Origin of the sequence: Cellvibrio sp. (genome assembly GCF_046347455.1) — a bacterium.
Taxonomy (GTDB): Bacteria; Pseudomonadota; Gammaproteobacteria; order Pseudomonadales; family Cellvibrionaceae; genus Cellvibrio.
Window position 1 is genome coordinate 77,321 of sequence record NZ_JAXMGC010000001.1, and the last position, 14,808, is coordinate 92,128.

General features: G+C 44.8%; 10 protein-coding genes. 7 read left to right on the top strand and 3 right to left on the bottom strand.

What is annotated here, in order from left to right:
- Nucleotides 1–30 precede the first annotated feature (30 nt).
- The 4 genes from U1F02_RS00370 (at nucleotide 31) to U1F02_RS00385 (ending at nucleotide 8,297) form a co-directional block, all read left to right on the top strand.
- The gene (locus U1F02_RS00370) at nucleotides 31–4,902 is read left to right on the top strand and encodes an NAD-glutamate dehydrogenase (RefSeq protein WP_409988366.1); all 4,872 of its coding nucleotides are present in this window, start codon (nucleotides 31–33) and stop codon (nucleotides 4,900–4,902) included.
- A gap of 33 nt (nucleotides 4,903–4,935) precedes the next feature.
- Nucleotides 4,936–6,951 carry a methyl-accepting chemotaxis protein gene (locus U1F02_RS00375; RefSeq protein WP_409988367.1) on the top strand — a complete coding sequence of 672 codons (2,016 nt, stop codon included), beginning with the start codon at nucleotides 4,936–4,938 and terminating at the stop codon, nucleotides 6,949–6,951.
- A 29-nt stretch (nucleotides 6,952–6,980) separates the two neighbouring features.
- Complete coding sequence (locus U1F02_RS00380; protein WP_409989050.1) at nucleotides 6,981–7,187, top strand: DUF2835 domain-containing protein; 207 nt, start codon at nucleotides 6,981–6,983, stop codon at nucleotides 7,185–7,187.
- Between the two features lie 87 nt (nucleotides 7,188–7,274).
- Entirely contained in the window at nucleotides 7,275–8,297 is a 1,023-nt protein-coding gene (locus tag U1F02_RS00385; protein WP_409988368.1) for a quinone-dependent dihydroorotate dehydrogenase, read from the top strand.
- 118 nt (nucleotides 8,298–8,415) lie between these two features.
- On the opposite strand, the gene rmf is transcribed toward U1F02_RS00385, so the two are convergent.
- A complete protein-coding gene (gene rmf / locus U1F02_RS00390) occupies nucleotides 8,416–8,649 on the bottom strand; it encodes a ribosome modulation factor (protein ID WP_409988369.1) in 234 nt (77 codons plus the stop codon).
- 289 nt (nucleotides 8,650–8,938) lie between these two features.
- Here rmf and rlmKL point away from each other — a divergent pair, with 289 nt between their 5' ends.
- From rlmKL to U1F02_RS00405, 3 genes are all read left to right on the top strand, one after another.
- Nucleotides 8,939–11,194 carry a bifunctional 23S rRNA (guanine(2069)-N(7))-methyltransferase RlmK/23S rRNA (guanine(2445)-N(2))-methyltransferase RlmL gene (gene rlmKL / locus U1F02_RS00395; protein WP_409988370.1) on the top strand — a complete coding sequence of 752 codons (2,256 nt, stop codon included), beginning with the start codon at nucleotides 8,939–8,941 and terminating at the stop codon, nucleotides 11,192–11,194.
- A gap of 125 nt (nucleotides 11,195–11,319) precedes the next feature.
- Nucleotides 11,320–12,330, top strand: coding sequence for a protein-methionine-sulfoxide reductase catalytic subunit MsrP (gene msrP / locus U1F02_RS00400; protein ID WP_409988371.1), 1,011 nt, complete (start codon nucleotides 11,320–11,322; stop codon nucleotides 12,328–12,330).
- A 15-nt stretch (nucleotides 12,331–12,345) separates the two neighbouring features.
- Nucleotides 12,346–12,942 (top strand): sulfite oxidase heme-binding subunit YedZ, encoded by a 597-nt coding sequence (locus tag U1F02_RS00405; RefSeq protein ID WP_409988372.1) that lies wholly within the window; start codon nucleotides 12,346–12,348, stop codon nucleotides 12,940–12,942.
- On the opposite strand, the gene U1F02_RS00410 is transcribed toward U1F02_RS00405, so the two are convergent.
- Nucleotides 12,939–13,652: a LytR/AlgR family response regulator transcription factor gene (locus U1F02_RS00410; RefSeq protein ID WP_409988373.1), complete on the bottom strand. Its 714-nt coding sequence runs from the start codon at nucleotides 13,650–13,652 to the stop codon at nucleotides 12,939–12,941. The genes U1F02_RS00405 and U1F02_RS00410 overlap by 4 nt on opposite strands.
- Nucleotides 13,649–14,740: a sensor histidine kinase gene (locus U1F02_RS00415; protein WP_409988374.1), complete on the bottom strand. Its 1,092-nt coding sequence runs from the start codon at nucleotides 14,738–14,740 to the stop codon at nucleotides 13,649–13,651. Before U1F02_RS00415 ends, U1F02_RS00410 begins: the two co-directional genes overlap by 4 nt.
- Nucleotides 14,741–14,808 lie beyond the last annotated feature (68 nt).

Genomic DNA, 14,808 nt, shown 5'->3' on the forward strand with positions numbered 1-14,808 from the left:
GGGTCAGGTTTTGTTACAAAGGAGTTCCCCGTGTCCAACCCACTATCCGCCAGCCAGGATTTCTCTACGTTTGTGCAAGATATACACAATTTTGCCAGCGAAAAATTGCCCTCAACGGATTTGACCGGCTTTATGAAATTTGTGGAGTGCTACTTCTCCCGCTTTCCCTTGGAGGAATTGGCCGGGCGCTACTTGGCAGACGTATTCGGCAGCGTTTACCAATGGTGGACCTACATACAAGAGTTCGATGGCAGGCAGCCGAAAGTCGGCTTAATCAACCCCAAGCTAGATGTGGAAGGGTGGGTTTGCCCCCATACGGTTTTGATTGTTCATCAAACCGACATGCCATTTTTGGTGGATTCCATTCGTATCGAATTGAATCGGCGCAACATTGCAATCCACGCTATTAAAAGCACGGTACTTCACTTAATACGCGATAGCGATAATAAATTGGTAGATGTCGTGGTGTCTTCGGATACACCTGCACCTGCAAAAAAAGAAGCATTCGTTTATTTGGAAATAAATTTACTCACGCAAAAAGAAGAGTTGCAGTCAATAGAGCAAAGCCTCATGTCTGTTCTGGCTGAACTCAGTGTGGTCGTAAATGATTTCCAACCGATGTTGGCAGCGGTACGCGCAGCCGAAGAAAACCTCAAGCATGCAACCTCATCGCTCACTGTGGCCAATGTTGCAGAAAGCCAGGAATTTTTGAGTTGGTTGCGCGATAACAATTTCACCTTTTTGGGCTACAGCGAATATGAGTTTGGCGAGAGCGACGGTAAGCGATTTTTGCGAGAGAAAGTTGAAAAACGTTTAGGTTTTTTTGCATATAAAGGTGGCGAAGCTAATTATTCGGAATCGGCCAGTTTAAACGCGGGGATGTTGCGTTTTCACCTGGCGCCCCAAGTACTAACCTTTTCAAAGTCTGCCGTAAAATCTCGCATACACCGCCAAGCCTATTCTGATTACGTGGTTGTTAAACAATTTAATGACAAGGGTGAAGTTGTCGGTGAAGTGCGGTTTTTAGGTCTTTATACCTCTAGTGTTTATACGATGTTACCCACCAAAATTCCGGTGATCCGTAACAAGGTCAACAAGGTTTTTGATCGCTCCGGATTAAGTGCCTCCAGCCACGATGGAAAATCCTTAAATCAGATCTTGACGACGTTCCCGCGCGACGAATTATTTTTGAGCAACAGCTCAGAGTTGTTTGAAACCGTAATGGCGATTGCGCAAATCAACGAGCGCTACATGGTCAGGTTGTTTATGCGGCGCGACCCTTTCGGGAAGTTCGTGAGTTGCCTTGTATATGTTCCCAGAGATGTTTTTTCCACCCAGATGCGGTTGCGCATACAAGAATTAATTGGCGGAGCTATTCACTCGACTGAAAGTGAATTCAATACCTATTTTTCCCAGTCAATTCTGGCAAGAGTTCACCTTGTGTTTAAAGTAGACCCTACTTTTCCACTTGAATATGACCAAGAGAAACTTGAGCGAAAGATTCGCGATATATCTCGTTCATGGGACGATCATCTGCAAACCTCATTGGTTGAATCCGTGGGAGAGGAAAAGGCAAGCGTGTTGCTGCAGGAATATAGAGGCGCTTTTTCGTCTTCTTACAAAGAACATTTTGACTCACGCTCCGCAGTGCACGACATTGCCTCAATGGCAGAGCTTAAAACACCAGACGATATTGCAATGAGCTTTTACCAGCCCATTGGTGCCCAGCATAATCTTGTGCGTTTTAAAATTTTCAGAAAGACCAAAACAATAGAATTGTCAGACGCCATCCCACTGCTTGAAAATCTTGGCTTACGCGTGCTTTCAGAAAACCCTTATAAATTTGATCGTAAAAGTGACGGGGTTGTGTGGTTACACGACTTTCAACTGGGTTACGATTTACCCGGAATCATAGACGCGCTTCAAGTAAAAGAAATTTTTCAGCAAGCATTTTCGGCGGTTTGGCACAAGGAAACCAACAACGATTCGTTTAACCGACTTGTGCTAAGTGCGGAAATTGGGTGGCGTGAAGTAAATATCTTGCGCGCTTATGCTGGGTATATGCATCAAACCCTGTTCAATTTTACGCAACAATATATTGCAAATGCATTGGTAAGTCATAGCGATGTGGCGCGGTTGCTGATTAAGTTGTTCGATATAAAATTCAATCCTGCTTACAGACCAGAAGCACGCGCGGTAGAGAAGCATGATTGTCGTGAGAAAATTAAAGCTCGCCTTAATGCGGTTGAAAACTTGAACGAAGATCGGATTTTACGGCGATTTCTTATGTTGATTGATGGAAGTTTGCGGACAAACTTTTATCAAATATCCTCAGACGGAAAATACAAAGATTACTTATCAATAAAACTTAGTCCGCGTTCGATTCCCGATATCCCTGAACCGCGCCCGCTGTACGAAATCTACGTGTACTCATTGCGCGTAGAAGGTGTGCATTTACGAGGCGGCAAAGTAGCGAGGGGCGGATTGCGCTGGTCAGACCGCTTGCAAGATTATCGAACTGAAGTATTGGGCTTGGTAAAAGCGCAACAAGTTAAAAACGCCGTTATAGTTCCCAACGGTGCCAAAGGCGGGTTTGTTTGCAAACAACCACCCATTGTTGGCGGGCGCGATGCAGTACAACAAGAAGCTATCGCCTGTTACAAAATCTTTATTCGCGGATTGTTGGATCTAACTGATAACCTCGTAGAGGGAAAAATAGTTTCGCCAAAAGATGTGCAAACATACGATGAAGATGACCCTTATCTCGTTGTCGCCGCCGATAAAGGTACCGCCACCTTTTCCGATATTGCCAACGCTATTTCAGCGGAATACGGCCACTGGTTAGGCGATGCCTTTGCGTCTGGCGGAAGCCAAGGGTACGACCACAAAGCCATGGGAATTACCGCTCGTGGTGCGTGGATTTCTGTTATGCGTCACTTCCGCGAAAAAAATATTAATATTCAACAGCAAGATTTTACAGTGGTTGGAATTGGCGATATGTCTGGCGATGTATTTGGCAACGGAATGTTGTTGTCTGAACATATTTGTCTCGTCGCTGCATTTAACCACGCCCATATTTTCATAGACCCAACACCCAACCCAGCAACCAGCTTTGTTGAACGCAAGCGTCTTTTCACAACACCTAAAACAACCTGGGCTGATTACGAACAAACTATTATCAGCCAAGGTGGCGGTGTATTTAGCCGCGATCAAAAAGCTATTGCGATTTCACCGGAAATGAAACGCGTGTTTGGAATTTACGAAGATAAGTTGACGCCAGCTGAACTCATTAGCCATTTGCTTAAGGCCCCAGTGGATTTAATTTGGAATGGCGGAATCGGGACCTACGTAAAATCATCAGACGAAAGTCACGCCGACGTTGGTGACAAAGCCAATGACAGCTTGCGCGTTGATGGTAACCAATTACGGTGCAAAGTTTTTGGGGAAGGTGGAAATTTGGGGATGACCCAACGTGGACGTATCGAATATTGCTTGAATGGTGGAGCCTGCAATACAGATTTTATTGACAATGCGGGCGGTGTGGATTGTAGCGATCATGAAGTCAACGTAAAAATTTTACTTAACGAAGTTGTTGCGAATGGCGATTTAACACCCAAGCAACGGAACCTGTTGCTCGCCAACATGACTGATGACGTTGCGAATTTAGTGTTAAAAAATAACTACCGGCAAACGCAAGCAATCAGTATCGCTGAGCTTGAAGCGTCATCACGCGGTGCCGAGTATCGTCGTTTTATGTCTGCGCTCGAAAGTCAAAAGCGTTTGAACCGAAAACTGGAGTTTTTGCCGGCGGACGATTTACTACTGGAGCGTCAATCCCACAATCTGGGCCTAACCCGGCCTGAGCTCGCCGTTTTAATTTCTTACGCGAAGGCTGCGCTTAAAGAAGATTTGGCCATGGATAATATTGCGATGGATACCTATGTTGCCAAAGCGGTTGAAGGAGCCTTTCCGGCGAAAATTTCTCAGGAATATCCGGACCGGATGTACTCTCACCGGTTAAAACGCGAGATAGTGGCAACACAAGTTGCGAATGACATGGTTAATAACATGGGCATTAGTTTCGCCCAGCGTTTGGTGGAGTCAACGGGTGCCTCTCTGGGGGAAGTAGCTAAGGCTTACATTACCGCGCGCGACGTTTACCAAATGGAGAAATTCATTGTTGATTTACAAGCGCTCGATCATCAAATCCCATGCGGTATTCAGTATGAGCTGATGATTAATATGATGCGCCGTGTGCGAAGGGCAACGCGCTGGTTTCTGCGGAATAGACGCAGCACCATAAACCCGGCTCAAGAGGTTGAATTTTTTGCACCAGCAGTCAGTCTTATCTCGCAACAGCTTCCCGCTTTGTTGCCGGGTGGCCAGCTGGAGGAACTGCAAGGACAATATCAGCGTTTGCAAGAAAGTGGTGTCCCGCAAGATTTAATCACTCGTGCTACGTCAACAACATATTTGTTTTCCGGTTTGAGTATTGCCGAGGTTGCAAAACGCAGTGACCATCCTATTGAAGAAGTAACAGAGCTCTACTTTAAACTCAGTGACGAATTAAGCCTTACCTGGTTTGCTAATCAACTGTCCCAATTGAAAGTGGAAACCTTTTGGCAGGCAATGGCTCGCGAAACCTATATGGACGATCTCGAATCGCAGTTGCGATCTCTCACTTTATCATTGGTGAAATTTTCAACGGGCAAAGAAAGTGTGGCGCAATTGGTAGGTGCGTGGCACAAACAACAAGTATCACTTATCAATCGCTGGAAACTTATGGTTAATGAATTACAAGCAGCCAGCGGCACAGATTTCGCAGTATTTTCTGTGGCCTTGAGGGAGCTTTTGGATTTAGCTCAGGCAACTCAGCATTGCGATGTACTTAAGTCAAAGTAATAACAAGTATCAATTAAGCTTTAGGGGGTTTCAATGAGTGGTTTTTTACAGCCAGCGATTTCGGTGGCGAACAGAATGTCATTTACCGTTAAGTTATTTATTTCGGTGCTGATATTCCTTTTTCCTTTTTTGTTGCTGCTATTTTTTAAGGTCGTTGCATCTTGGGAGGACATTCAAAAAATTGAACGGCAGCAAACAGGCTTAAAATTTGTTGTACGATTGAAACCTATTGCTTTAGATATGGCCAAGCATCGCGGCAACATGGCTCAATACCTTTCCGGTGCTACCGATAAAGAAAGCGCCATAATTGTGCTAGAAAAAACCTTGGATGATGAAATTGCGCAGGTTAAAAAAATAGCTGCTGAACATGATTATGAAATTACCAATTTCGGCGAGTTTGTTTCAGATTGGCAACAACTAAAACTGAATAGCAGTCGATCTGCAACGGGTGGTAAAAACTTTCAAGATCATTCCAATGTTGTGGAAAACCTACACCGCATGATTTCCAATATTACGGATGATTTTGAATTAATTATGCAAAGTTCGCACACAGATCACTATTTGGAAAGTATTTCCGCTTATGGGATTCCCAAGCTTGCGGAGGTCTTTGGTCAGTTGCGCGGTAAGGGTTCAGGCTCTTTGGCCGACAAAGTGGTTACGCCTAATGAGCGCGTGGTTATAGGGAGCCTGTTATCCACGGTTCAAAACCTAAACACGGGTTTGAACGGTGATCTTGAGCTTTTGTTTAAAGACACGGAAATTCGCGAACGTCTTAACACTAATGCGCAAAACTATCGCAATGTGGTTCAGCAATTTGTGGATGTTACTAACAACCAAATCGTCATGGCGGATGATATAAGTATTTCTGGGGCATCCTATTTTGAATATGGTACAAAAGCGATTGACGCGCTCAGCGTTTTTGATAAACAAATCACCGATGAATTTCAAAAGCGTATTCAAGTGCTCCATGACAAGCAATATCACGAAAACCTGTTGTTGTTGATTATCGCCGCTTTAGTAACCAGTTTCGGAGTTTATTTTTCATTCGGTATTCTTACATCCTTAAATCAGAATGCGGGAAAGCTCAGTGATGCTTCCCGTAGATTGCAAGAAGGCGATTTTTCACCCCATATCACAGTAGATTCGGAGGATACTTTGGGTGATGCGGCTCAGAGTCTGCGAGGCATGGTGGGTAGCGTTGCGCAATTGTTAAATACTATCCAGAAATCCGCACGTGAAGTGAATGAGCTCTCCGTAAATTTGCAAACGGCATCAGATGCCTGTAAGTATGAATTGGATCAGCAAAACTCCCAAACCCAGCAAGCTGCGTCAGCGTCTACCGAAATGGCCGCTACTATTCGCGAAGTGGCGAGAAGCTGCGTTGAAGTGAGCAACGCGACAGACAGTGCGCATGGTTCCGCACTTGAAGGGCAGGTTAAAGTAAAAGGCGCAATTACCAAAATAAATACCCTGGGTACTGATGTTGAGCAGGCCAAAAATATAATTAGCCAAGTGCAAAACGATGTAACAGACATAGGTGCTGTACTTGAAGTTATTCGCAGTATCGCCGAGCAAACCAATTTACTCGCATTGAATGCGGCTATTGAGGCTGCGCGCGCCGGCGAGCAGGGCAGAGGCTTTGCGGTGGTTGCAGATGAAGTGCGCTCATTGGCCAAGCGAACACAAGATTCTACGGCCGAAATTCGCGGTGTTATCGAGAAACTGCAAATTGGGGCAGCTAAAGCGGTGAATATTATTCATCAAAGTTCAGTGGGTGCGCAGGATTCGGTTGCGAGCGCGGCAAGTGCTGGCGAGTCGCTCGACAAAATCGTAGTGGGTGTGGAGTTGCTGCGCGATTTGAATACGCAAATTGCAGCCGCTGCAGAACAACAGGCTGCAGTTGCTGAACAAATGTCTCGCAATACTGTGCATCTGAGTGGTTCTTCTGAAAACATTTTAGGGCAAATTGAAAAAGCAGTGAGTTTCAGCCATCACTTGCGCAAGAGTGCAATGACGCTGCTCGAAAATGCAATGAAATTTAGAACCTGACGAGGTTTGATAGGGTGCGATCAGTGTATGTGCAGCTTAATATTCCGGCCGATGAATTTCAGTTGCTGTATCAAGGCGTAGCGAAATCGGTTAATGCGCGTAGCCTGGACGGGCGCAGGATAAATTTTCCCGCAAACATTCTTCGCCCGTTTGTTTCTCACGCTGGGGTGGTAGGTACATTCGCTATTCATTTTTCGGAGGAAAATCGCTTTTTGAGCATCGAAAAAATCGACTAGGGTCGGTGATTCCAGTATCCTGCACGCCATATTTTTCACCCTTTGTCAGGCATACCCCCATAGCGGTTGGGCACCGGAGTCACACCTATGTATACCCACATTCGCGATCTTTTATTCAAATTAGACGCAGAAACTTCCCACGAATTTAGCCTTGATTTAATCGGCGCTGCCGAGCGCCTTAAATTAGCAGGGCTTTTTCTAACAGATGTTCCGCAAAACCCCGTTGAGGTCATGGGTATTCGCTTTCCAAATCCTGTAGGTTTGGCGGCCGGCTTGGACAAAAATGGTGATTATTTTAATGCCTTGGGTGCAATGGGTTTTGGCTTCGTAGAGATCGGAACCATTACACCAAAACCGCAACCCGGAAACCCAAAACCGCGTTTGTTTCGCATTCCAGAAGCGGAAGCCATTATCAATCGTATGGGCTTCAATAATAAAGGTGTGGATCACCTCGTTGCGCAAGTTAAACGCCGTCGCTACACCGGCGTTCTCGGTATCAATATCGGCAAGAATGCCGTTACGCCGGTAGAGAATGCAGCGGACGATTACGTGAAATGTATGCAAAAAGTCTATGCGCATGCGGACTACATTACGGTTAATGTTTCATCACCCAACACACAAGGTTTACGCGATTTGCAATTTGGTGATTCACTAAATCGTTTGCTCGAAACGATCAAAATTGAGCAGCGGAAATTACAGTTGGAGCATAGTCGTTATGTTCCAGTGGCCGTCAAAATTGCACCGGATATGGATTACGACGCGGTAACTCAAGTTGCACAAAGTTTGGTTTCACAAGGCATCGATGGGGTTATCGCTACCAACACGACGATTGGTCGTGAAGGTGTGGAAGCATTTGACATAAGTAAAGAAACGGGCGGTTTGAGTGGTTTGCCTGTGCGAGATAAAAGTACCCGCGTCATTAGAATTTTGCACGAAGAACTCGGAGACAAGTTACCCATTATCGGTGTGGGTGGAATTAGCGACGGAGAAAGTGCGGCTGAAAAAATTAAGGCCGGAGCAAAATTGGTACAGCTATACAGCGGATTTATTTACCACGGGCCTCAGTTAATACGTGAGGCGGCGAAAGGGATCGCGAATCTTAAAAACTAATTGAAAAATAAAAAGGCCTCGCAATGAGGCCTTTTTTCTTAGCTCGATTTCGCCAATCAGCGAATTAATAAGTTGGGTTTAAATAATCTGCAATGTAGTTGCTGATTCAATCTGTTGATCAGCCTGCCGACGTCATGGTTGACATAGGTTGTAAATTGTTAAGTTTTTGGACCTGAGCCAAGCGGTTCAGTCCATCCCATTGATCTACTCTGGACTCTCGCCACCCGTTGAGCCACTGCTGTCGGGCAAGGCCTGTTTCATGGGGACATAAGCTACGCGATCGACCGTCAATCCCGGCTTGGTAGCCTTTTGCAAAAGCGCGTTCTGTTTGATCTCGTTTCTGACTTTTCATCCTATAAGGCACCTCTTTTTATTAGCGCTATTAGATTTCAGTTAAAGTTATATAGACATCACGAACGACTTGCTACAATACCTCCTTCGGTTATTTACGTATGGGGTTTGACCAGTACACCAATAAAGGTTCCACTTGTGAACGATTTTATTCTTCTAGATAGTTTCTTCTATAGTACGTAAAACTCTAGCCCTAATGTTTGACAAGTAGGCATTTTTGAACCGACGCACAATCTTTGGCCAATTCGGCCCCAATTACCTTTTATCCGGTTATTAATCTGGCTTTTTCAATGACTCAATATCAGTTTTTCGCGACATGTCCAAAAAGCTTGGAAGGGCTTTTATTTTCTGAACTTGCTCAGCTGGGTGCTACCGAGCTGCGTGAAACCGTAGCAGGTGTGTATTTTAGTGGCAGCATTGAAACGGCTTACCGCGTTTGCCTCTGGTCTCGCTTAGCCAACAAGGTTCTTTTGCCGTTGACCAGCTTTGAGGTCAAGAGTCAGGAAGATTTATATGACGGCGTGCGCGATATTCGTTGGGAGGAACATTTGGCGCCCCAAGGTACGCTATTGGTTGATTTTGTTGGAACCAGCGATGCCATCCGCAACACACAATTTGGTGCGGTCAAGGTGAAAGATGCAATTGTCGATTGCTTGAGGGATGCCACGGGTGAGCGTCCCTCCGTTGCCAAACAAGACCCGGATCTCCGTATTAATGCACGGCTGAGCCGAGATAAAGTAGTCATTAGCGTGGACTTGTCTGGCGACAGCTTGCACCGTCGCGGATATCGCCTTAAGCAGGGTAGTGCGCCTATGAAGGAAAATCTGGCGGCCGGGATTTTGATTCGCTCGGGTTGGCCAGAGATCGCTGCTGCGGGCGGCGCCTTGCTGGACCCCATGTGTGGCTCCGGAACTATTTTGATTGAAGCGGCGCTCATAGCGGCGGATATTGCGCCGAGATTAAATCGAGTCAGTTTTGGTTTTGAGCGCTGGTTAAAGCATGACGCAAGTATTTGGCAAAAACTACGAGATGAGGCTCATGAGCGTCGTCGCAAAGGTTTGGAAAAAGATCTTCCTGAAATTCGTGGGTACGATGCAGACATACGCGTCATTCGCGCTGCAGAAGAAAATATTGTCACCGCCGAATTAGACCATTGGTTGCGTGTCAGTCGTAAAGAGCTCGCGGAATTTAAAAAGCCCACGCACACTGAATTAAAAAAAGGTTTGGTATTAAGCAATCCGCCTTACGGTGAGCGTTTGGGTGAAGTTGAATCACTTAAAATGCTCTATGCCCATTTGGGCGAGCGTTTGCGCAATGAATTTCAAGGCTGGCGTGCGGGTGTATTCACCGGTAATCCAGAGTTGGGAAAACAAATGGGTTTGCGTGCCGACAAAAAATACAAATTATTCAACGGCACCATTCCTAGCGAATTAATTATGTTCACCATTGCGAGCGATGCTTTTGTGCAAAGCCGCGTTGAGCAGGATGATCGTTTCAGTCGCGATGAAGAAAAGCGTTTGGCAGCGGAGGAGCGCGTTCGCGAAACCAATCGACAAGAGCAAGCGGCGGCTTTATCAAACGGCGCGCACATGTTGGTGAATCGTTTACAAAAAAATTTAAAGCAATTGGAAAAATGGGCGCGTAAAAATGATGTGTTCGCCTACCGTTTATATGATGCAGACATGCCGGAATATTCCGCCGCTATTGATGTGTACTGCGGTCAAACTCAGCCGGGCAAGCCAGAGCAATGGTACGCCAACGTACAAGAATATGCTGCCCCCAAATCTGTTGATGAAGATCGCGCAGCGCAACGGTTCGCCGACATAGAACTCGCTGTGCCCTTTGCGTTGGATATTCCGGCAGAACGTATTAGTTACAAGCATCGTCGCCGCAACAAAGGTACGCAGCAGTACGAGAAATTAACCGAATTGCCAACGGGTGATGTATTTAGCGTACAAGAAGGCGCGGCTAAATTGCACATCAATATGTGGCAATATTTAGATACAGGTTTGTTTTTAGATCATCGCCCAGTACGAAAAATGATTGCGAGCATGGCGAAAGACAAGCGTTTTCTAAATTTGTTTTGCTACACCGCAACCGCGAGTGTACACGCCGCAATGGGTGGTGCACGTTTTACATTAAGCGTGGATATGTCTAACACCTATTTAAATTGGGCGCGCAAAAACTTTGCTTTGAATGGCTTGAGCGAATCCAAAAATCGTTTAGAGCAAGCTGATTGTTTGAAATGGTTAGAAGAAAACGATCAGCAGTTTGATTTGATTTTGCTTGATCCGCCCAGTTTCTCGAATTCGAAACGCATGGAAGATGTGCTGGACGTCCAGCGCGATCATGTGAGCATGATTCACCATGCAATGCGCGCTTTAGCGGAAGGTGGAACGCTTATTTTTTCAAACAATCTACGTAGCTTCAAGTTGGACTCAGAAGCCTTGTCTGCCTACACGGTCACTGATATAAGCGCGAAAACCATTGATGAAGATTTTAAACGGAACCCCAAAATTCATCAGTGTTGGACAATTGCGCACTAGTTAATAGGCTGGCGATACAGATCAGGGACGATTGAAGAATAAATTTTATGAAGTACTGTAACAAATCCAATATCGGTGAATCCAAGTACCAAGCTTGTGTTTAGTTCTTTTGCCAAGAGGCCGCCATGCTAATTAAGAAGCCAAGTGATATACCTAGCTCAGAAATTACTCCCGAGTCCATTTATCTCGCTCGTCGCGATTTTATGCGCGGCACTATAGCGACAGGTCTTTTGGGGGCTGCGAGCTTAAACTCACAGAACCTTATGGCTGATCCAAGCTATACGGCAGCAGAGGCGGCCAATAAGGGGCCGGAATGGTTGAATGCGCAAATTGCACATGCCAAAGCGGACACCCAAAAGTTAACAGAATCTCTCACGCCTTTTGATAGCGTGACCGGCCACAATAATTTTTACGAGTTCGGTTACGATAAAACCGATCCTGCCAAATATGCCAAGCGATTTAAAACAGATCCATGGAAAGTAGAAATCTCGGGTGAAGTTGCCAAACCCGGAAAATACAATCTTGAAGACCTATTAAAAGGCATTGAATTGGAAGAGCGTGTCTATCGTTTGCGATGTGTTGAAGCCTGGTCAATGGTGATTCCCTGGGTTGGCTTTTCACTTGCGAGTTTAATTAAGCGATTTGAACCGACCAGCAACGCTAAATACGTTTCGTTTTACACCTTAAACGATCCTAAGCAATTTCCCGCGCAAGCAAGTTCGCTAAGCACAATTAATTGGCCGTACCGCGAAGCCTTACGTTTAGATGAAGCTATGCATCCACTAACAATTCTCGCTGTGGGTTTATATGGGAAGACCTTGCCCAACCAAAATGGCGCGCCCTTGCGACTCGTGGTGCCGTGGAAATATGGATTTAAAAGTATCAAATCAATTGTGAAAATCGAGCTGACTGAGAAGCAACCTAAAACCACTTGGAGCATGATTGCTCCCTCTGAATATGGTTTCTATGCGAATGTTAACCCGACTGTCGATCATCCTCGGTGGAGTCAAGCGCACGAGCGTCGTTTGCCGAGCAGTTTATTCAGTCCAAATGTTATACCAACGCAAATGTTTAACGGCTACGCAGATCAAGTGGCGAGCTTATACACCGGAATGGACTTGCGTAAATTTTATTAATTGAGGGATAGCTAGATGCCGGTGCTATGGCGAAGAGTGTCGATATTTTTATTAGGATTAATTCCTTTAGCTTTTATTGTTTACGGTGCGGTTACTAATCGCTTGGGAGCTGACCCCGCCAAAGCCATAGTCTTATTCACGGGGACTTGGGCGTTTTACTTTCTTCTGATTACGTTGGCCGTTTCTCCGTTAAAGCGCATTGCAAATCAAAGCTGGTTAATGGTTCATCGCCGCATGCTTGGTTTGTTCACTTTGTTTTATGCGATCTTACATTTGCTTGCTTACTTGATATTTATTCTTGGGTTGAACTTTGCAATATTTGGCAGCGAGCTTGTAAAGCGTCCTTATATTTTGTTGACCATTCCCGCCATAGTCTTGTTGTGTGTTTTAGGCGCAACATCAACGAAAAGCATGATGCGTAAACTAGGGAAAAATTGGGTAAAGCTACACAAGACCATATACCTGGTCGCGATTTTGGCTTGGTTGCATGTGTTGCTACAGGTAAGGTCTAGTTATGCAGATGCAGTTTTGTTTGGCGTTTTAACAGCAATATTGCTCGGCATTCGAGTCTACTGGTCTTTGAAGAAAAAGCTTTCTCGAATCCCTACCTAAAAGCTCAGTAAATCTTTCAATTCAACCGCGTTGCGACGGGAAATTTCCAGCACTTTTCCGTCGCTCATGGTGATTTCATATCCGTCATTAATGGCTTCTTCAATATTAACCACTTCATTTAAATTCACCACGTATTGTCTATTAGCGCGGAAAAAATATTTTTTGGGTAATCGCTCTTCAATGCTATTGAGAGATTTCCTGACAAAAGCATTTTCTTTTCCAAAAAATATACGTACATGGTTTTTGCAGCTTTCAAAGTAGCGAATCGTGTCTAAGCGCACAAGGTGGCACTTATCGCCGTCTTTAATAAACATGCGGCTTTGGATGTCGAGCGGCGCTTTGGATTGATTTTGGTTGCCTTCCGTGTGAAGACTGAGTTTATCAATCGCTATTTTTAAACGTTCATGGCTAATAGGTTTGAGTAAGTAATCAATCGTATTGTAATCGAATGAGCGTATCGCATATTCGGAGTAGGCGGTGGTGAAAACAACCTTGGGCGAGTAGGTTAGTTTCTCCAGCAAATCAAAGCCGCTTTCACCAGGCATATGTACGTCCAAGAAGATAATGTCTGGCTGATGTTCCGTAATAATGTCCAGCGCTGTTGATGGATGATCTGCTGCGCCGACTATGTCGATTTCGGAATAGTCTTGCAGCATCCTCACCAAACCTTCACGAGCGAGACGTGAATCTTCCACTACTATAGCTTTCATTGCGATAATTCCTTGGGAATGCTTAGCCTTACAATAAATTGATGTTCCGTTTTTGTTGTTTGCAAATCCGCTGAGTCTCCGTAGAGCAATTCGAGTCTTTGCTTGATATTTTTCAATCCAATTCCAGTTGAAGGTAAACTTTTTTTGTTTTTAAGAGCTATATGGTTACACACTGTAAACATAAGTTTTGAGTCTAGCTCTTCACAGGTCACGCTTAGCTGGCCACCTGTTTTAATGTTTTCAATGCCGTGTTTTATGCCGTTTTCAATGAGCATTTGCAAAACCATTGGCGGAACCAAGTAGTCTTTGATGTTTGACTCAATCGCGAGCGTAAAATCCAACCGATCTTCCAATTGTGATTTAACGATTTCGATATACCGATTAATAATTGTAACTTCGTCTGCTAGCAGAACTTTTTCATATTTGCTGCTCTCTAGTGAGTAACGCAATATTTCAGAGAGCGAAGTAATCATATGGTCAGCTTTCTTGGGGCTCTCGTGAACCATAAAGCGGATATTATTGAGCGCATTAAAGAGGAAGTGTGGGTTAAGTTGGTTGGATAGACTGTTTAGGGTTGCATCCTTAAGACTATGTTGTGCTCTTAAGTACCGCAATTCTGTTTCGCGCGCTCTCTTGCTGGATGTAATGCTGTGGTAGAGGAAAATCCACGCCGAAATAAAAATAGTCGATTGAATCCAGTTTCCCAAAATTGAACCCATAACGAGTTTCGCCAAGGCGTGCTTAGTATTGGGGTATATAGTTGCGGTAATTTCTGCCCAGAAAAATGATGAGAAAATCGCGGACATTAAAAGTGCTATGGTCAGCCCTGAACTCAGTGAAAAAACCAGGCTGTACTCTAAAAATTGCTTGCTTGAAAAGGACTCCCATCCAAATATTTTGTACATATAGCGGAACAGTAAAACGGATATTGTAAACAGTGGAAACCAGAGTAGATCCCCGAAAAATAAAAAGCGCGCGTACTCATGCAACGGAACAATAATGACCATTTGAGTCGCAGCAAGAAAAAGCATAAACAACCCATGATCGAGCCAGAATCTTTGATCATGGGGGAAGAACAATACTTTCATGGGCATATACTAGTAATGATTAATCGTTTGATTGCGAGCATTCAATAGAATGCTCGCGCAAAACTTTA

Bases quoted from the DNA above. Each gene is read 5' to 3' on its own strand.
- rmf (WP_409988369.1), bottom strand. From the start codon at position 8,649: ATGAAAAGTCAGAAACGAGATCAAACAGAACGCGCTTTTGCAAAAGGC.
- U1F02_RS00410 (WP_409988373.1), bottom strand. From the start codon at position 13,652: ATGAAAGCTATAGTAGTGGAAGATTCACGTCTCGCTCGTGAAGGTTTG.
- U1F02_RS00415 (WP_409988374.1), bottom strand. From the start codon at position 14,740: ATGAAAGTATTGTTCTTCCCCCATGATCAAAGATTCTGGCTCGATCAT.
- msrP (WP_409988371.1), top strand. From the start codon at position 11,320: ATGCTAATTAAGAAGCCAAGTGATATACCTAGCTCAGAAATTACTCCC.
- U1F02_RS00385 (WP_409988368.1), top strand. From the start codon at position 7,275: ATGTATACCCACATTCGCGATCTTTTATTCAAATTAGACGCAGAAACT.
- U1F02_RS00375 (WP_409988367.1), top strand. From the start codon at position 4,936: ATGAGTGGTTTTTTACAGCCAGCGATTTCGGTGGCGAACAGAATGTCA.
- rlmKL (WP_409988370.1), top strand. From the start codon at position 8,939: ATGACTCAATATCAGTTTTTCGCGACATGTCCAAAAAGCTTGGAAGGG.
- U1F02_RS00405 (WP_409988372.1), top strand. From the start codon at position 12,346: ATGCCGGTGCTATGGCGAAGAGTGTCGATATTTTTATTAGGATTAATT.